Annotated in this window: 17 protein-coding genes and 2 pseudogenes; 9 read left to right on the top strand and 10 right to left on the bottom strand. The window is 70.6% G+C overall.

Annotation, left to right across the window (positions count from 1 at the left end):
* Positions 1-154 precede the first annotated feature (154 nt).
* The 3 genes and pseudogenes from FBY35_RS26000 to FBY35_RS25990 all read left to right on the top strand — a co-directional run.
* Positions 155-1,099 carry a 5-dehydro-4-deoxyglucarate dehydratase gene (locus FBY35_RS26000; protein WP_142216398.1) on the top strand — a complete coding sequence of 315 codons (945 nt, stop codon included), beginning with the start codon at positions 155-157 and terminating at the stop codon, positions 1,097-1,099.
* Positions 1,096-2,259 carry a hypothetical protein gene (locus FBY35_RS25995; protein WP_142216397.1) on the top strand — a complete coding sequence of 388 codons (1,164 nt, stop codon included), beginning with the start codon at positions 1,096-1,098 and terminating at the stop codon, positions 2,257-2,259. Before FBY35_RS26000 ends, FBY35_RS25995 begins: the two co-directional genes overlap by 4 nt.
* Before the next feature lie 52 nt (positions 2,260-2,311).
* Positions 2,312-2,494: pseudogene (locus FBY35_RS25990) on the top strand (dihydroxy-acid dehydratase); the annotation flags it as partial.
* Between the two features lie 26 nt (positions 2,495-2,520).
* Here FBY35_RS25990 and FBY35_RS25985 read toward each other — a convergent pair.
* From FBY35_RS25985 to FBY35_RS25965, 5 genes are all read right to left on the bottom strand, one after another.
* Positions 2,521-3,168: a response regulator transcription factor gene (locus FBY35_RS25985; RefSeq protein ID WP_142218168.1), complete on the bottom strand. Its 648-nt coding sequence runs from the start codon at positions 3,166-3,168 to the stop codon at positions 2,521-2,523.
* Positions 3,169-3,173: 5 nt separating this feature from the next.
* Positions 3,174-4,424, bottom strand: a complete 1,251-nt coding sequence (locus tag FBY35_RS25980; RefSeq protein WP_260848821.1) for a sensor histidine kinase — start codon at positions 4,422-4,424, stop codon at positions 3,174-3,176.
* Positions 4,421-5,410, bottom strand: coding sequence for a hypothetical protein (locus tag FBY35_RS25975; protein ID WP_260848820.1), 990 nt, complete (start codon positions 5,408-5,410; stop codon positions 4,421-4,423). Before FBY35_RS25975 ends, FBY35_RS25980 begins: the two co-directional genes overlap by 4 nt.
* A gap of 79 nt (positions 5,411-5,489) precedes the next feature.
* Positions 5,490-5,966 (bottom strand): GNAT family N-acetyltransferase, encoded by a 477-nt coding sequence (locus FBY35_RS25970; RefSeq protein ID WP_186357069.1) that lies wholly within the window; start codon positions 5,964-5,966, stop codon positions 5,490-5,492.
* Positions 5,967-6,737 carry an IclR family transcriptional regulator gene (locus FBY35_RS25965; protein ID WP_142216396.1) on the bottom strand — a complete coding sequence of 257 codons (771 nt, stop codon included), beginning with the start codon at positions 6,735-6,737 and terminating at the stop codon, positions 5,967-5,969. It abuts the gene before it with no gap.
* A 130-nt stretch (positions 6,738-6,867) separates the two neighbouring features.
* On the opposite strand from FBY35_RS25965, the gene FBY35_RS25960 reads away from it, so the two are divergent.
* From FBY35_RS25960 to FBY35_RS25945, 4 genes and pseudogenes are all read left to right on the top strand, one after another.
* Entirely contained in the window at positions 6,868-8,406 is a 1,539-nt protein-coding gene (locus FBY35_RS25960; protein WP_142216395.1) for an aldehyde dehydrogenase (NADP(+)), read from the top strand.
* A 4-nt stretch (positions 8,407-8,410) separates the two neighbouring features.
* Positions 8,411-9,025: a DUF1349 domain-containing protein gene (locus FBY35_RS25955; protein WP_260848819.1), complete on the top strand. Its 615-nt coding sequence runs from the start codon at positions 8,411-8,413 to the stop codon at positions 9,023-9,025.
* An 83-nt stretch (positions 9,026-9,108) separates the two neighbouring features.
* Positions 9,109-9,416, top strand: a pseudogene (locus tag FBY35_RS25950) (DsbA family protein); the annotation flags it as partial.
* A 69-nt stretch (positions 9,417-9,485) separates the two neighbouring features.
* Entirely contained in the window at positions 9,486-10,532 is a 1,047-nt protein-coding gene (locus FBY35_RS25945; protein ID WP_142216394.1) for an aminotransferase class V-fold PLP-dependent enzyme, read from the top strand.
* On the opposite strand, the gene FBY35_RS25940 is transcribed toward FBY35_RS25945, so the two are convergent.
* Positions 10,481-11,029: a MarR family winged helix-turn-helix transcriptional regulator gene (locus FBY35_RS25940; protein ID WP_142216393.1), complete on the bottom strand. Its 549-nt coding sequence runs from the start codon at positions 11,027-11,029 to the stop codon at positions 10,481-10,483. The genes FBY35_RS25945 and FBY35_RS25940 overlap by 52 nt on opposite strands.
* A 134-nt stretch (positions 11,030-11,163) precedes the next feature.
* On the opposite strand from FBY35_RS25940, the gene FBY35_RS25935 reads away from it, so the two are divergent.
* A complete protein-coding gene (locus tag FBY35_RS25935; protein ID WP_142216392.1) occupies positions 11,164-12,243 on the top strand; it encodes an alkene reductase in 1,080 nt (359 codons plus the stop codon).
* Positions 12,244-12,325: 82 nt separating this feature from the next.
* Here FBY35_RS25935 and thpD read toward each other — a convergent pair whose 3' ends face one another.
* From thpD to ectA, 4 genes are read right to left on the bottom strand one after another with little or no spacing between them, the layout of a single operon-like run.
* Positions 12,326-13,222 carry an ectoine hydroxylase gene (thpD, locus tag FBY35_RS25930; protein ID WP_142216391.1) on the bottom strand — a complete coding sequence of 299 codons (897 nt, stop codon included), beginning with the start codon at positions 13,220-13,222 and terminating at the stop codon, positions 12,326-12,328.
* Between the two features lie 3 nt (positions 13,223-13,225).
* Positions 13,226-13,630, bottom strand: coding sequence for an ectoine synthase (locus FBY35_RS25925; RefSeq protein ID WP_142216390.1), 405 nt, complete (start codon positions 13,628-13,630; stop codon positions 13,226-13,228).
* Between the two features lie 29 nt (positions 13,631-13,659).
* A complete protein-coding gene (gene ectB, locus FBY35_RS25920) occupies positions 13,660-14,928 on the bottom strand; it encodes a diaminobutyrate--2-oxoglutarate transaminase (RefSeq protein ID WP_142216389.1) in 1,269 nt (422 codons plus the stop codon).
* 25 nt (positions 14,929-14,953) lie between these two features.
* A complete protein-coding gene (gene ectA / locus FBY35_RS25915; RefSeq protein ID WP_142216388.1) occupies positions 14,954-15,490 on the bottom strand; it encodes a diaminobutyrate acetyltransferase in 537 nt (178 codons plus the stop codon).
* A 398-nt stretch (positions 15,491-15,888) separates the two neighbouring features.
* Here ectA and FBY35_RS25910 point away from each other — a divergent pair, with 398 nt between their 5' ends.
* Positions 15,889-16,974 carry an amidohydrolase family protein gene (locus tag FBY35_RS25910; protein ID WP_142216387.1) on the top strand — a complete coding sequence of 362 codons (1,086 nt, stop codon included), beginning with the start codon at positions 15,889-15,891 and terminating at the stop codon, positions 16,972-16,974.
* The last annotated feature ends 65 nt before the right edge of the window (positions 16,975-17,039 follow it).

Raw genomic sequence — 17,039 nt, 5'->3', positions numbered from 1 at the left:
GTGGCGCGGACGGGCCGGCTCCGCCTCTGGGTTGCGGCTTTCCGTCTTGACCTGCCCCGCGAGGCTGCCTTAGCGTGATTGCGTTCAGAAATATGGACGTCGATCAGAATTGTGCACGAGTCTCCGGGCTCGGTGCACGGCCCAGGGAGCGCCAGTGACCTCAGCCCCGCTCGCCGCCCGGCTCACCCGGGTCCAAGGACCGCTGTTCTTCCCCGTCACCGCATACGGACCCGACGGCGCCCTGGACCTCGATGTCTTCCGCGCCCATGTCAGACGCGGCATCGACTCGGGGGCGGCCGCGGTCTTCGCGTGCTGCGGCACGGGCGAGTTCCACGCCCTGACCCCCGAGGAGTTCGGCGACTGCATCGCCGCGGCCGTCGCCGAGACCGCGGGGGAGATTCCGGTCGTCGCCGGCGTGGGCTACGGCACCGCGCTCGCCGTCCGGTTCGCGAAGACCGCCGAGGCCGCGGGCGCGGACGGACTGCTCGCGATGCCGCCCTATCTCGTCGTCGCCGACCAGCGAGGACTGCTGCGGCACTACACCGCGCTCGCCGAAGCCACCTCCCTCGATGTGATCGTCTATCAGCGCGACAACGCAGTCTTCACTCCCGAGACCGTCGTCGAACTCGCCCGGGCCGACGGCATCATCGGCCTCAAGGACGGCTACGGCGACCTCGACCTGATGCAGCGCATCGTCGGCGCCGTCCGCCGCCACATGCCCGACGAGGACTTCCTCTTTTTCAACGGTCTGCCCACCGCCGAACTCACCGGCCTCGCCTACCGCGGCATCGGCATCACCCTGTACTCCTCGGCAGTCTTCGCGTTCGCACCCGACATCGCCCTCGCCTTCTACCGCGCACTGATGACCGGAGACGACAAGACCGCGGGCCGGCTCCTCGACGGCTTCTACGCGCCGCTCGTCGAACTGCGCAGTCTCGGCCGCGGGTACGCCGTCTCCCTCGTCAAGGCGGGCGTACGGCTCGAAGGCCTCGACGTCGGTGACGTACGGCCGCCGCTGAGTGAACCTCTCCCCGCGCACATCACCGCCCTCGCCGACCTCATCGAGCGGGGGCGCGCCCTGCTGGAGGACAGCGCGTGAAGACCTCAGCCTTCCTCTACCCCTGGGACGTCGTCGGTGACCCCGACGCCGCGGCCCGCGTCGCCGGCCTCGGCGTCCAGCAGGTCACCCTCGCCGCCGCCTACCACTCCACGCGCGCACTGACCCCGCGCCACCCCCGGCACCGGATCGTCACCGCGCAGCATGCCGCCGTGCTCTACGAGCCGGAAGAGGAGCGCTGGGCGGGCCGCCAGCTGCGCCCGTACACCGCGGGGAACTGGGCGCCGGGGGACGCCTACGGGGAAGCCGCCGCGGCCCTCGCGGACGCCGGACTCGAGGTCCACACGTGGGTGGTCCTCGCCCACAACTCCCGCCTGGGCGAAGACCATCCGGACACCTCCGTCGTCAACGCCTACGGTGACCGCTACCCCTGGGCGCCGTGCATCGCCCAGCCGCCCGTCCGTGCCCTCCTCGTCGACCTCGCGGCCGAGGCGGCGACCCGGCAGGGTGCCCGCGGCACCGAGCTGGAGTCCTGTGGCTGGTACGGCCTTGCCCACCTGCACGCCCACGACAAGACCGAAGCTGTCGCGCTCGGTGACGCGGCGCAGTATCTGATGTCCCTGTGCTTCTGCGGCTCCTGCCAAGACGGTTACGCAGGGCAGGGCCTGGAACCGGAGCTGCTGGCCGCGGCCGTACGCACCGCGCTCGAACCGGTCTGGGCGGGTGCGGAGCCGGCCGGCGCCGGGATCGAGAAGCTACTCGGCCGCGAACTCGCCGCGGCGACACTGCGGTTCAGGACGCGGACGGCCCGCACGCTCCAGGAGGCCGCCGTCCGTGCGGTGCGGACGGCGGCTCCCGACGGCTTCCGGGTCCTGCTCCACGCCGACCCGGTCGCCCACCACTGCGGCGCCAACGCGGGCGTCGACCCGGCGCACATCCTCTCCGTCGCGGACGGGGTGGTCGTGCCGTGCACGGGCGGCCCCCAGCTGCTGTCCCCCTTCGCGGAGCAGGAGGCGGACGGGGCGGTGCTCGCGGCGAACCTCACGGTCGTGAGCGGGATGGGAGGCAGCCCGGGGACGCTTGAGGAGGACGCGGCGGGTGCGGCGGCTCTGGGGGCGACTGAACTGCGGCTGTACCACGCGGGGTTGGCGTCGGACGCGGACCTGGCAGGGGTGGGGGCCGCGCTGTCGCGGCTGGGGTGAGGGACGGACGGGGGAGACCGAGGCGTGGGCCGCGTTTCTGGGGCAGTTGTCCGACGTACTGCATCTGGACCGGCCCACCGTCGCGCATCCGACCCCGCGCGAGCAGCTGGCTGGTGCCCGCGTGCACAACCCCGATGTCATACGCCCGCGCGACAACCCCCTCGCCCAGGAGGGCGGAGTGGCGGTGCTGCGCGGCAACCTCTGCCCCGACGGCGCGGTCATCAAGCACATCGCCGAAATCCTCATCCGCGTGCAGGTGCCTCAGCGCGGTGAGACGAACCCCGACTCGTACGCCGCGATAACCGCCTGGGTGCGGTCCCTGGCGCCGGTCTTCGCCAGGACCGAGGCCACATGCGTCTTCGCCGTCGCGGGCCCCACGCCCATCCGCCCGGCGATCTCCGCGTTCGTCAGCCCCGTCGCCATCAGGCGCAACACCTCGGCCTCGCGCTCGGTCAGCCGCGCCGCCCACGGCGGGGGAGCGGCGGTGCGGCGGCTGCCGTGCTCGGCGGCCAGTGAGCGCACGGCCGCGGGGAAGAGCAGCGAGTCGCTGCGGGCCACGAGGCGGACCGCCTGGACGAGCTCCTCGGCCGCCGCGCGCTTGAGCAGAAAGCCCGCGGCTCCGGCGCGCAACGCGTCGTACACGTAGGAGTCGTTCTCGAAGGTCGTCACCACCACGATCCGCGGCGGCTCGTCGAGCGTGGCGAGGATCTGCTCGGTGGCCCGGATGCCGTCGATCTCAGGCATCCGCACGTCCATCAGGACCACGTCGGGACGCAGCTCACGCACCACCGGCACCGCCTCCGCACCGGTCGACGCCTCGCCGACCACCTCCAGGTCGGGCTCCGCGTCCAGGATGACGCGCAGCGCCGTGCGGACCATGCGCTCGTCGTCGGCGAGGACGACCCGGATCACACTCACCGCTCACCGCCCAGCGGCAACAGCGCGGACAGCCGCCACACCGCGCCCCGCGCTCCCGCCTGCGCCACTCCGCCCAGCAGCGCGGCCCGCTCGGTGATGCCGCGCACTCCGCGGCCGCCTCCCGGACGGACCACCGGGGTCCTGTCGGGCAGCGGATTCTCCATCGTGATCTCCAACTCCTCGCCGCGCAGGGCGATCCACAGGGTCACCGGGGACGCCCCGGCATGGCGCAGGGCGTTGCTCAGCCCCTCCTGGACGATGCGGTACGCCTCGCGCGAGACCGGCGGGGGGACGGCGGCCAGGTCGCCGTCGGCGGTGAGTGACACGAGGACGCCACTGCGCGCGAGCAGTCCGTCCAGCGTGTCCAGGGTCGGTCCGTCGAGCTGGGTGGTGTGATCGTCGTCGTGGCGCAACAGGCCCAGTACGCAGTCGAGTTCGCCCACCGTGCGGCGGGTGGTCTCCTCGATCGCGGCCAGTGCCTCCCGTACGAAATCCGGATCGCTTTCCAGGACTTTGCGGGCCGCGCCCGCCTGGAGGGTGACGGCGCTCAGCGCGTGGCCCACCGAGTCGTGCAGCTCCCGGGCGAGCCGGTTGCGCTCGGCCAGCTCGGTGGCCCGGCGCTCCGCGGCGGCCAGCCGGTCCGCGGGTGTGGGGCCGAGAAGGACCGGCGCCTGTCGGGCCAGCAGCGCCCCGGCCGCCGCCGCACAGGCCGCGAGCGCGATCAGCATGGCCACTCCGGCAAACGGGAACAGGGCCAGCTGCCAGGCAGGGAAGTGGGGCAACTCGAGCCGCGCCCGCAGCGCCGGGAAGAGCGGCAGCACGATCAGGCTCACCGCGAACGGCGGCAGCGCGAGCGAGGCGCCGCTGATCAGCGCGCCCATGCCCGCATGCAGCGTGAACCAGGCCGAGGCCCGCAGGCGCGCGGCCCGCGAGCGCGCCGGCCCCTCCGCGAACCGCTCGGCGGGCACCGCGCACAGCGCCTTCGCCATGCCGACCGCCAGCGGTCTGGTGAGCGGGAAGAAGAGCGCGGTCACCGCGGCCGTCGGCAGTGCGACGGCGTACGCGCCGAACTGCAGGGCGAGGGAGTCGGAGAACATGCTGTTCGCCCCGACGAGCGGGCCGACGATCACCGTGCCCGCCAGCCAGTACGGCATCAACAGGGCACCGCCCAGGATCAGATGGAGCCAGCGAAGACCGGCCCGCGTCCCGAACAGCGCCCGGGTGGACGCCTTGATCGCTCTCTTCACGCCCCGCGCCGCCGCAGGAACGAGGCGGTCCCGGTGACGACGAGCAGACCGGCGATCATGCCCACAGCGTAGGTCAGGGCCATCAACCCCGATGCCCGTTCCCCTTCTTCGGCGCCCGGCAGCACCGCGGCGATCAGCAGCCAGATGCCCCAGCAGCCCACCGTGCCCGAGCCCAGCCAGGCCATGGCCAGCGGAGTCCTCACCCGCAGCGCGGGGACCGGGCGGAAGGCGAGCAGCAGCGCTCCGGCCACGGCGACGGCCACGAACACGACGTCGATCGCCTCGAGCACGTAGAAGTCGGCCGTACGCTGCTCGATCCGGTTCGCGGCCAGACCGGTCCTCGCACCGCAGGCCCACAGCAGGTGCATCGTGGCCGGGAACAGTGCCAGCACGGCGCCGGCCACGGCGGTCACCTTCAGCGTCCGCCCCGTGGCGGCACGGGGCAGGTCCCACACGACCCCGCGCCACACATGGCCCCAGCGCTCCCGGGCATAGAGCACGAAGAGGGTTCCGAGAGCCACGCCCTGGACGATGAAGCCCGGGTAGACGACCCCGAAGACCCACTCGTCGAGGAAGGGTTTGTCCCCGGCCGGCCGGGGCCGGGCTCCGGTGACGGCGTGGGTCAGCAACTGCACCGGAAAGCCCACCATGATCGGGGCGAGCAGACCGCCGGCGATCCACATGGGTGTGGCAAGCAGCCAGGCGGGGACGCGGCGGCCCCAGGCCTGGGTGAGCAGCAGGGCCAGGACGATGACAGCGCCGTCCATCAGGACGGTGACACTGTTGGCGACGGCCGTCAGGCCACGGTGCTCCAGCAGCACGCTGCCGTCGGGGATGCCGATCCTGCTGCCCGCGATCCAGGCGATCTTGAGCGAGAGATACGGAACGCAGGAAGCGATGGTGACGGTGCGCAGCACCCTGCTCGCACGCGGGGCGCGAGGCGGGACCAAGGCCCCGGAGACGGGAGCGAGTGGTGTCCGTGTCATGCCGACCACGCTCCCGGCACGGCAGGTCCGGCACCTCCTGCGCCGCGACGATTCGCCTCCGCCGTACGGCGGAGAGGGCTCAGCCCGCCAGGGTGAGAAGTACCTCGTCGGTCTGTGCGCCTCTGGCATGCGCGAAGCCCCGGTCCTTGCCGGTGACGGTGAATCCGCACTTCTCGAGAACCCGGATCGAGCGGGCGTTGTCGGCGGCGGCGTGGGCGTGCAGCGGTCGCGTCGGTACGAGTTCGAGCAGCGCGCGCAGTGCGGCGGTGGCGACGCCGCGGCCCCAGTACGCGCGGTCGATGAAGTACGTGACCTCGAGTTCCTCGGGCGGTCCGTACACCGCGGTGTGACCGACGACCACGCCGTCGGCCAGCACGGTCCGCGTGACCGCGTCCGAGGCGCGTATCTGCGCCCAGTGCGCGTCGAAATAAGCCCGGTCGGTGGGGTCCTCGCAGGTGAAGGCGGCGACCCGGTTCGACTCGGGATCGCTCATGTGCCGGAAGAAGTGCGGCAGATCGCTGTCGCGGACCTCACGCAGCGCGATGGACAGTGACATTCAGAGCCTCCGGGTGGCGAGTGTGAGCCGGTCGCGGGCGTCGAAGAGCGCGTCCTTGATCATCTGCTCGTGGCCGGGGGTGAGCCGGGCCACCGGCACCGAGCAGCTGATCGCGTCGCGCGCCGGGGTGCGGTACGGAATCGCGATACCGAAGCAGCGCAGCCCGAGGGTGTTCTCCTCGCGGTCCACCGCGTAGCCCTGCTCGCGGATCAGGTGCAGTTCCTCGATGAGCTTCTCGCGGTCGGTGATGGTGTGCTCGGTCAGCGACGCCAGGGTCTCGGGCAGCATTTTGCGCACCTGCTCGTCGCTGTGGGTGGCGAGCAGCGCCTTGCCCAGCGAGGTGGAGTGGGCGGGCAGCCGGCGGCCGACGCGGGTGAAGGGGCGCAGGTAGTGCTGCGACTGCCGGGTGGCGAGATAGACGACATTGGTGCCGTCGAGCCGGGCGAGGTGGATGGTCTCCGTGGTGTCGTCGGAGAGCCGGTCCAAAGTGGGCCGGGCGGCGGCCACGACCTCGTCGCCGTCGATGTAGGAGGTGCCCACCAGCAGAGCCCGTACGCCGATGCCGTAACGCGTACCGGTCGCGTCCGTCTCCACCCAGCCGAGCTCCACCAGGGTGCGCAGCAGCATGTAGAGGCTGGACTTGGGGTAGCCGACGGCCTCCTGGACCGCGGCGAGCGAGTGCATACCGGGGCGCCCCGCGAAGTACTCGAGCAATTCCACCGTCCGCACCGCGGACTTGACCTGTGCCCCACCGGAATCGGCAGTCGTCATTGCTCCTCGCCCCTTCTTGACCGGGCAGAACGCCCGGAAATAGAGTCCCCATACATTCATCATCAGGAACGCTGTTCAGAATACCGAACAAAAGCCCTGATGGGGGCAGTAGACCGGGAAGGAAGCCGCGGTGGCAGCAGCACCAGTCTGGAGTGTCGACCCCCGAACCGGGAACCCGCGTGAGCAGGTTGCGGTGGAGTCCACGACCGAGGAGATCGACCGCGCGGTCCGCGCCGCACACGCCGCCCGCCCCGCGCTCGCCGACCGGAGTGTACGCGCGCTCCTGCTGCGCACCGCCGCCGACCTCCTGGACGAGGCGCGCGAGCACGTCATCGAGGCCGCCGATGCCGAGACCGCGCTCGGCCCGACCCGCCTCACCGGAGAACTCGCCCGCACCACCGCCCAGTTGCGTGCCTTCGCCGATGTCACCGACGAAGGCGCCTTTCTCGACATCCACATCGACCACGCGGACGGCAGCCGCACGCCGCCGCGGCCGGACCTGCGCCGCTACAAGATCCCCCTCGGCGTCGTCGCCGTCTACGCCGCAAGCAACTTCCCGCTCGCCTTCTCCGTGCCCGGCGGCGACACCGCCAGCGCGCTGGCCGCCGGCTGCCCCGTCGTCGTCAAGGCGCACCCCGACCACCCCGCCACCTCCGAACTGAGCGCGTCCGTCCTGCGCAGGGCCGCCCAGCGCGTGGGCCTGCCCGAGGACGTCGTGGTCCTGGTGCACGGCTTCGAAGCGGGCGTCGAGCTGGTTCGCCACCCCCTGATCACGGCCGCCGGCTTCACCGGATCCGTACGCGGCGGGCGTGCGCTCTTCGACGCCGCGGCCGCCCGGCCCGTGCCCATCCCCTTCCACGGCGAACTCGGCTCCCTCAACCCCGTCGTGGTCACCGAGGCGGCGGCCGACGAGCAGGCGGAGCAGCTCGGCGCCGGGCTCGCGGGATCGATGACCCTGGGGGAGGGCCAGTTCTGCACCAAGCCCGGCCTTGTCCTGGTTCCCGCCGGTGAGGCGGGCGACCGGATGCTGAAGTCCCTGACGGACGCCGTCAGCGAGACCGAGCCCGGCGTGATGCTCGACCACCGGATGCGCGCGGCCTTTGTCGACGGCGTACGGGAGCGGGCGGCACTGCCGCAGGTGGAGGCCCCCATCACTCCCGGTGCGGGCGGCGAGCACACCGTCAGCGCGGGCTTCCTCTCCGTACCGGCCCGGCTGCTGGCCACCGAAGGCCCGCACGACCTGCTGCTCGAAGAGTGCTTCGGACCGGTCACCGTCGTCGCGCGCTACGAGTCCGACGCCGAGATCACCGCGGTCCTCGGCCGCCTGACGGGCAACCTCACCGCCACTGTCCACCTCTCCGACGGTGAGGCCGCAGGCGAGGGTCGCGGAGCCGAGCTGCTCGCCGAACTCACCCCGCTCGCGGGCCGCGTCCTGGTCGGCGGCTGGCCCACCGGCGTCGCCGTCGCCCCCGCCCAGCACCACGGCGGCCCCTACCCGGCCACCACCTCCACTTCCACCTCGGTCGGGGCCACCGCGATCGAGCGCTGGCTGCGCCCGGTCACCTACCAGACGACCCCCCAGGCGCTGCTGCCTACGGAGCTGCGCGACGACAACCCGCTCGGGCTGCCGCGTCGGGTGGACGGCCGCCAGGAGACTCCGCGAAGCTGAGTGCGTGAGCGACCAGATCGAACTGCCCGAACTCCCCTTCCCGCTGCGCCCCTACGGCCCCGATGCCAACTGGTCGTACGAGAAGGGCATGCTGACCGGCTGGGCAGGAGCCCGGCAGGACCGTTTCGTCCCGCCCGCCGGCGATGCGCTGGAACCGGCCTCCGACGCGCCCCGCCTGCTCGGCGCACCGGAGGGCGACTTCCAGCTCATCGCACGGGTCACCGTCGGCTTCGCCGCGGCCTTCGACGCCGGCGTGCTCTATCTGCACGTCGGCGAACGGGAGTGGGCCAAGCTCTGCCTCGAACTCTCCCCGGACAAGCCCACCGTCTGCACGGTCGTCACCCGCGGCCACTCCGACGACGCCAACTCCTTCGAGGTGGACGGCGACAGCGCGTGGCTGCGGATCAGCCGCACCGGCAAGGCTTTCGCCTTCCACGCGTCGACGGACGGCGAGCGCTGGACCTTCGTACGGATCTTCGCCCTGGGCACCGAGGAGCAGGCCGGGGCCGCGCTCGTCGGCTTTCTGGCGCAGTCCCCCGTGGGCGAGGGCTGTGTGGTGACCTTCGACAGGATCGAGTTCCGGCCGGGCTGGCCCGACGGGCTGCGCGACGGATCCTGACCCCTCTCGCGCGGTGACGACGATCTTGCGGCAGGTCAGTCGGCGATGCTGCTGATCGCCAGGACCTTCTCGATGCCGAGATCCTGGTGGACCTCGCGGTCGAGGCGGGTCTGGAGGCGAACGAGGCCCGGGCGGTTCTCGCCGACCAGGACGCTTACGCCGACGACGTACGCGCCGACGAGCGCGAGGCCGCCGAGCTGGGTGCGACCGGTGTGCCGTTCTTCGTTCTGGACCGGCGTTATGGCGTGTCGGGCGGCCGGCCCGCCGAGCTCTTCACCAGGGCGCTGGAACAGGCGTGGCAGGGCCGGGCATCACCCCGGTCGGCGCGGACGCGGCGGTCTGCGACACCGACGGTTCGTGTGAGGTCCCACAGGCCGGAGCCCACGCTTAAGCGCTGCTGAGGGGTGTCCCTCAACGATTTGCGATTGACCTGCCGTTGAGGGCACCGCAGGGTGATCTCATGGAGACCCTGGGTGGCGCCGAGTTCGCGCCGCAGATGACGTATCTGAACACCCCGACCTGCGGCCTGCTTCCGCGCCGGAGCGTCGCGGCGGTGAAGCTGCTCGCGGACGAGCTCGCGGCAGGACGCCCGGGCGGCGCCGGTGAATGGTCGGCGGTGGACGCCGCCCGGCAGTCCTTCGCCCGGCTGAGCGGTGTGGACGAGGGGCGCGTGGCCGTCGGCGGTTCGGTCTCGGTGCACGTCGGGCTGATCGCGTCCTCACTGCACCCCGGCCAGGAAGTCCTCTTCCCGGAGGGGGAGTACGCCTCGGTGATCACGCCCTTCACCGTGCGCGGCGATCTCAAGGTGCGGTACGCCCCGCTGGAGCATCTGGCCGACGCGGTGGGACCGGGCACCTCGATGGTGGCGTTCTCATCGGTGCAGTCCTCGGACGGCCGGATCGCCGACATGCCCGCCATCCGGGCCGCGGCGGCCGCGCACGGGGCACGTACGCTCGTCGACGCCAGCCAGTCGGCGGGCTGGCTGCCGCTGGACGCGGCGGCCTGGGACTTTACTGTCACCGGCGCGTTCAAGTTTCTGCTCTGCCCGCGCGGCGTCTCGTTCCTGACGGTGACCGAACAGTCCCAGCAGACCCTGGTGCCCATCCACGCCGGGACCTACGCCGCCGAGGAACTGTGGGCCAGCACCTACGGGCGGATCGAGGAACTTGCCCACTCGGCCCGACGGTTCGACGAACCGCCCGCATACCTCCCTTACCACGGCGCCAAGGAGTCGCTCGCGCTGCTCGAAGAGACGGGCATCGACGCCGTGCACGCGCATGACACCGCGCTCGCCCTGCGGTTCAGGGAAGGCCTGACGGAACTCGGGCACCGGCCGGTGCCCGGCGATTCGGCGATCGTGGCCGTGCCGGGGCTCGGTGACCGGGTCCCCCATCTCGCCGGCGCGGGAGTGATCGTCGCGGAGCGGGCGGGCAATCTGCGCGCCGCCTTCCATCTCTACAACACGGCCGCCGACGTGGACCGGGTGCTGGACCTGCTGTCCGGCTGAGGCGCGCCAGGGCAGTCCGCCGTCTGCATGCAGAGGTTTTTCTCGACCTTTCCGAGCAGCCGGGTCAGCTCACTGCGCTCGTCGGGGTCGAGCCCGGCGAGCGTGTGCTCCTCCAGGTTCGCCCAGGCCGCCTCGACCGCGGAGTGCAGGTCGCAGCTGTCCTGGGTGGCCTCGACGAGCACCGCGCGCCGGTCACAGGGGTCGGGCCGGCGGCGGACGTGTCCGGCCTGTTCCAGCCGCTGGAGCATCTTGGTCACGGTGGACGGGTCGAGCTCGACGGCCTTGATCAGCTCCGCCTGGCGCACGGCACCCGCGTCCCACAGATGCATCATGACCAGTTCCTGCCCCGGGTAGAGCCCGGCTCCCCGCAGCAGCTTGCCCGCGGCCATGCGATGCAGCCGGGCGACGCGGGAGACGGCAAGGCTGACGGGCCCTCCGAGCGCGGTGCTCGGCAGCGGCTCACTACAGACGGGATCGGCCGCGGTCTCGGGCGTCATCGGGGCCTCCTCGGCGGGTGCGACTGTCTCATGGACAGTGTCTCCGAGAATTTTACCTTGGTCGGCCAATTAATGGTCTACAGTGGCATCCGGCGCCAATGCTTGGCCGACCATATAACTCTCTGGGAGTACTCATGACCACCGCGTTCGACCCCATCGAACTGTCCGGCGCGCAGCTCGCGAACCGCATCGCCATGGCACCGATGACCCGCAGCCGCGCGTACGGCGAAGGCCTCACGGTCACCGAGTCCACCGTCGAGTACTACAGCCAGCGCGCATCGGCGGGACTCATCGTGACCGAGGGCATCCAGCCCTCCGTACTCGGCCAGGGATACCCGAACACTCCGGGCCTGCACACCGACGAGCAGGTGGCCGCCTGGCGCAAGGTCACCGACGCCGTGCACGCGAAGGGCGGCAAGATCTTCGCCCAGATCATGCACGCAGGACGCATCGGCCACCCGGTGCTCTGGCCGGACCGGGAACTGGTCAGTGTTGCTCCCTCGGCCGTCGCCCCCGCCGGGCAGCTGTACACGCAGGAGGGACCCAAGGACTTCATCGCCCCGCGCGAGCTGGGCGCCGACGAAATCCGGGACATCGTCCAGGAGTTCGCCGAAGCGGCCCGTAACGCCGTGGCCGCAGGCTTCGACGGTGTCGAGCTGCACGGCGCCAACGGCTATCTCATCCACCAGTTCCTCGCGCCCAACACCAACCTGCGCACCGACGAGTGGGGCGGCTCCGTGGAGAACCGCATCCGCTTCGCCGTCGAGGTGACCAAGGCCGTGGCCGAGGCGATCGGCCCGGAGCGGACCGGACTGCGCGTCTCTCCCGGCAACGCGTACAACGACATCACCGAGACCGACACCGAGGCGGTCTACGCCGCGCTGATCAACGAGATAGAGCCGCTGGGCATCGGCTATCTGCACATCGTCGAGATGGTCGCCGGCTACCGGGACGTCACGCTGGAGCTGCGCAAGAAGTTCAGCGGCACCCTGATCCTCAACCCGGCGACCGAGGGCCCGACCGATCACGCCGCGCTCGGCCTGATCGAGGACGGAACCGCGGACATCCTCGCCTTCGGTGCGCTGTTCCTGGCCAACCCCGACCTGCCGGTCAGGCTCAAGTCCGAAGGCCCGTACAACGCCCCGGACCCGGCCTCCTTCTTCGGCGGTGACGACAAGGGCTACATCGACTACCCGACGCTGAGCGCGAACTGACCGCGGCAGGGCACGAGGGCGGGGCAGGTCCCATCGGACCGGCCCCGCCCTCTTCGTGTGCTCGGCACCCCGAGTCGTACGCTCAGCGCACCGGTGTGAAGTCCCGCGATCCGATGAAGGAGGGACGCGGCACCGGCGCCGCGAAGGGCTCTTCCGCCGCGTTCTCCACGCTGTTGAAGACGATGAAGACATTGCTGCGCGGATAGGGGGTGATGTTGTCCCCGGAGCCGTGCATGCAGTTGCAGTCGAACCAGGTCGCGGAACCCGCCATGCCGGTGAACAGCCGGATGCCGTGCCGGTCCGCGAGCCGGGTCAGTGCCGAGTCCGACGGCGTGCCCGCGTCCTGCATCTGCAGCGACTTCTTGTAGTTGTCCTTCGGCGTCTCGCCCGCGCAGCCCAGGAACGTCTTGTGCGAGCCGGGCATGATCATCAAGCCGCCGTTGGTGTCACGGTTCTCGGTCAGGGCGATCGAGACCGAGACGGTGCGCATGTTCGGCAGTCCGTCCTCGGCGTGCCAGGTCTCGAAGTCCGAGTGCCAGTAGAAGCCCGAGGCGCCGAAGCCCGGCTTCACATTGATCCGGGACTGGTGGACGTACACGTCGGAACCGAGGATCTGCCGGGCCCGGCCCACCACCCGCTCGTCGCGCACCAGCGAGGCGAACACCTCGCTGAGCTTGTGCACCTCGAAGACCGAGCGTACGTCCTTCGACTTGGGCTCGATGATCGAGCGCTCGTCGGCCCGTACGGCGGGATCGGCGATCAGCCGGTCCAACTCGCTGCGGTACAGGGCGACTTCGTCCTGCGAGATCAGCTCGTCGACGGTCAGGAAGCCGTCCCGTTCAAAGCCCATCAGGTCGGACGGGACGAGCGGCCCCGGCGCGCCGGGGGCGGACCAGACGACCGGGTCCTGGCGCGGGGTCATCACCTCGCCCACGCCACGGGTCGGGTACAGGTCGGCGCGTACAGCGGCGGTGGTCATCTCTCAGCCCTCCTCGGACTCGGTCAGCAGGGGATAGACGCCGTTCTCGTCGTGGTCCTCCCGTCCGGTGACGGGCGGGTTGAAGACGCAGACACAGCGGAAATCGGTCTTGGGACGCATGGTGTGACGCTCATGGCCGTCCAGCAGATACATCGTGCCGGGCTCGATCCAGTGGGTCTCACCGGTCTCGTCGTTGGTGAGCTCGGCCTCGCCCTCCACGCAGAGCACGGCCTCGATGTGGTTCGCGTACCACATCGACGTCTCCGTACCCGCGTACAGCGTGGTCTCGTGGAGCGAGAAACCGACCCTCTCCTTGGCGAGCACGATGCGCTTGCTCTCCCAGGTGCCGGACGCGGCCTTCACATGGCGCTCGGTGTTCTCGATGTCCTTGAACGATCGTACGATCACGGTGAGTTGTTGCCTCTCTCGTACGGGTGTCAGGCGGTCTCGCGCACGGACCGGGCCAGGATGCGAAGGCCCTCGTCGAGTTCGTCGGGCGAGACCGTGAGCGCGGGCAGCAGTTTGACCACTTCGCTCTCCGGGCCCGAGGTCTCCAGCAGCAGCCCGAGCTCGAAGGCGCGGGCGCAGATCGCGGTGGCGCGCGACTTGTCCTCGAACTCCAGGCCCCACACCAGGCCGCGGCCCCTGAAGCTCACCCCGTCCTCGGTGCTCTCGGCCACGATGGCCAGCAGCGCCTGCTCGATCTGCTGGCCGCGCGCCAGGGTCTGCTTCTCCATCTGACCGTCGGCCCAGTAGGTCTCCAGCGCGGCGGCCGCGGTGACGAAGGCGGGGTTGTTGCCGCGGAAGGTGCCGTTGTGCTCGCCCGGTTCCCAGATGTCCAGCTCCGGCTTGAACAGGCAGAGCGACATGGGCAGTCCGTAGCCGCTGATGGACTTCGACAGGGTGACGATGTCCGGAGTGATCCCCGCCTCCTCGAAGGAGAAGAAGCCACCGGTGCGGCCGCAGCCCATCTGGATGTCGTCGACGATCAGGAGCATGTCCTGGCGGTGGCACAGCTCCTGGAGCGCACGCAGCCACTCGGGCCGGGCGACATTGATGCCGCCCTCGCCCTGAACCGTCTCGACGATGACGGCGGCGGGCTTGTTGAGTCCGGAGCCCTGGTCCTCCAGCAGACGCTCGAACCAGAGGAAGTCCGGGACCTGGCCGTCGAAGTAGTTGTCGAACGGCATGGGCGTGCCGTGCACCAGCGGGATGCCGGCGCCGGCCCGCTTGAAGGCGTTGCCGGTGACGGCGAGCGAGCCGAGCGACATGCCGTGGAAGGCGTTGGTGAAGGAGACGACGGACTCGCGTCCCTTCACCTTGCGGGCCAGCTTGAGCGCGGACTCGACCGCGTTGGTGCCGGTCGGGCCGGGGAACATGACCTTGTACGGCAGGTCGCGCGGCCGCAGGACCACGTTCTGGAACGACTCCAGGAAGGCGCGCTTGGCCGAGGTGGCCATGTCCAGGCCGTGGGTGATGCCGTCGCGCTCGATGTAGTCGATCAGCGCGCGTTTCAGGACCGGGTTGTTGTGGCCGTAGTTGAGTGATCCGGCGCCGGCGAAGAAGTCGAGGTAGGTGTGGCCGTCCTCGTCGTGGAGGTAGCTGCCCTGCGCACGGTCGAACACTGCGGGCCAGCCGCGGCAGTAGCTGCGCACCTCGGACTCCAGGGTCTCGAAGACACTCAGGGCGGGCGGGGTGATGGTCACAGCAAGTCTCCAGGTGTGGGGGGTGTCAGGCGGAGAAGGGGCCGATGCGGTACAGGACTTCCGGCTGGTGCGTCCCCTCGGGGAACAGCCCGCCGTCGAAGAGGACTTCGCGGTCAAGGGGCACGTCGTGGCGCTTCGCGTACGAGGTGAACAGCCGGTCGGACGCGGTGTTGTCGGGCGTGACGGTCGTCTCGACCTCCCGCACCCCGCGCTCGCCGGTCACCCTGGCGGTCAGTGCGTCGAGCAGCACTCCGGCCAGTCCCCGGCCGCGGTGCGCGTGGTCGACGGCGACCTGCCAGACGACGAGGGCCTCGGGACGGTCGGGGCGTACATAGCCGGTGACGAAGGCGATGGGCTCGCCGTCGGCTCCGCGCGCCACCAGGGAGGTGGCCGCGAAGTCGCGGCACCACAGCAGATAGCTGTACGAGGAGTTGAGGTCCAGGACCTCGGAGTCGCGGGCGATGCGCCAGATCGCGGCTCCGTCCTCCACTCGTGGGGTGCCGATCTCCGTGAATTCGCTCTGGGGGTTGGCTCGTACAAGGTCTTCTTGTGCGGCGGTCATGTCGAGGAAATTTACCCAGCTAATTTCGAAAATGCATTGAGGGAAGGGGTTGGGTGAAGCGCTCGGCTGTGTTATCGCGCGTGCGCGGGCACCTACGTCGGCCGGTGGTCTTTTCGGCCGATTTGTGCGGCAAATATGGGGCGAATCGAATGGGCTTGTGGAGTCGGTCACATATCTGTAACCACCGTGGAGCCCGTCCGAATTACGGCCTTCGGTCCCGGTGAAACCTTGGTGTTTAGGCTCGCAAATCGGGGGCAGACGAATACGGGAAGCTGCCCGTAATAAATTTAGCATCCCGAATTTCTAATCAACGCCGACTTTGCTGTCCGGAGAAATGCTGTTTCACCGCTGTCCGCACTGCCGTGCCGCGGCGCCCGCGAGCCTCGTACAGTGCCCGTATGAGCGATCACGCGGTGCTGCATGTGAAGGGGCGGGTGCTCGTCGGACCCGATGAGGTGAAGGACGAGCTGTGGGTGGTCGACGGCCGCATCTCGTACGAGCGGCCGCGCGCCGAGGCCGTGACCGTGCGCGGCTGGGCGCTGCCAGGGCTGGTCGACGCACACTGCCATGTCGGGCTCGACCACCATGGCGCCGTGGACGACGCGACCAGCGAGAAGCAGGCGCTCACCGACCGGGACGCGGGCACGCTGCTCATCCGCGACGCCGGATCCGCTGCCGACACCCGCTGGATCGACGACCGGGAGGACCTCCCGAAGATCATCCGGGCGGGCCGACACATCGCACGCACCCGCCGCTACATCCGTAACTTCGCCCACGAGATCGAGCCGGAGGACCTGGTCGCCTATGTCGCCCAGGAGGCCCGCCGCGGCGACGGCTGGGTCAAGCTGGTCGGCGACTGGATCGACCGGGACGCCGGCGACCTGACCGCCTGCTGGCCCCGGGGGGCCGTCGAGGCGGCGATCGCCGAGGCGCACCGGCTCGGCGCCCGGGTGACCGCGCACTGCTTCGCCGAGGACTCGCTGAGGGACCTCGTCGAGGCGGGCATCGACTGCATCGAGCACGCCACCGGGCTGACCGAGGACACCATCCCGCTGTTCGCCGAGCGGGGCGTCGCCATCGTGCCGACCCTCGTCAACATCGCCACGTTCCCTGACCTCGCGGCCGGCGGCGAGTCCAAGTTCCCGAAGTGGTCCGCCCATATGCGGCGCCTGCACGCGAACCGTTACGACACCGTGCGCGCGGCCTACGACGCCGGTATCCCGGTCTTCGTCGGCACGGACGCCGGCGGCTCGCTGGCCCACGGTCTGGTCGCGGCGGAGGTGGCCGAACTGGTGAAGGCGGGCATCCCGCCGGTCCAGGCGCTGTCGGCGACCGCCTGGGGCGCGCGTCAGTGGCTGGGCCGCCCGGTCCTGGAGGAGGGTGCACCGGCGGATCTGGTGGTGTACGAGGAGGACCCGCGGGCGGACGTGAGGGTGCTGGCGGGGCCGCAGCGGGTGGTGCTGAACGGGAGGGTGATCGGCTGAGGGCGGCCGCATGAGGCGCGGGGGCGTCCGGGTTCGTCCGCGGGACCGTCCACCGGGCAGCTACC

Source organism: Streptomyces sp. SLBN-118, assembly GCF_006715635.1.
Classification (GTDB): Bacteria; Actinomycetota; Actinomycetes; order Streptomycetales; family Streptomycetaceae; genus Streptomyces.
Note: the sequence above shows the minus strand (reverse complement) of the source record. Positions and strands in the feature narration are given on the sequence as shown.

Coding starts and splice junctions, on each gene's coding strand:
- FBY35_RS25975 (WP_260848820.1), bottom strand. CDS start 5,410: ATGACACGGACACCACTCGCTCCCGTCTCCGGGGCCTTGGTCCCGCCT.
- FBY35_RS25970 (WP_186357069.1), bottom strand. CDS start 5,966: ATGTCACTGTCCATCGCGCTGCGTGAGGTCCGCGACAGCGATCTGCCG.
- FBY35_RS25965 (WP_142216396.1), bottom strand. CDS start 6,737: ATGACGACTGCCGATTCCGGTGGGGCACAGGTCAAGTCCGCGGTGCGG.
- FBY35_RS25945 (WP_142216394.1), top strand. CDS start 9,486: ATGGAGACCCTGGGTGGCGCCGAGTTCGCGCCGCAGATGACGTATCTG.
- FBY35_RS25940 (WP_142216393.1), bottom strand. CDS start 11,029: ATGACGCCCGAGACCGCGGCCGATCCCGTCTGTAGTGAGCCGCTGCCG.
- FBY35_RS25935 (WP_142216392.1), top strand. CDS start 11,164: ATGACCACCGCGTTCGACCCCATCGAACTGTCCGGCGCGCAGCTCGCG.
- thpD (WP_142216391.1), bottom strand. CDS start 13,222: ATGACCACCGCCGCTGTACGCGCCGACCTGTACCCGACCCGTGGCGTG.
- ectA (WP_142216388.1), bottom strand. CDS start 15,490: ATGACCGCCGCACAAGAAGACCTTGTACGAGCCAACCCCCAGAGCGAA.
- FBY35_RS25910 (WP_142216387.1), top strand. CDS start 15,889: ATGAGCGATCACGCGGTGCTGCATGTGAAGGGGCGGGTGCTCGTCGGA.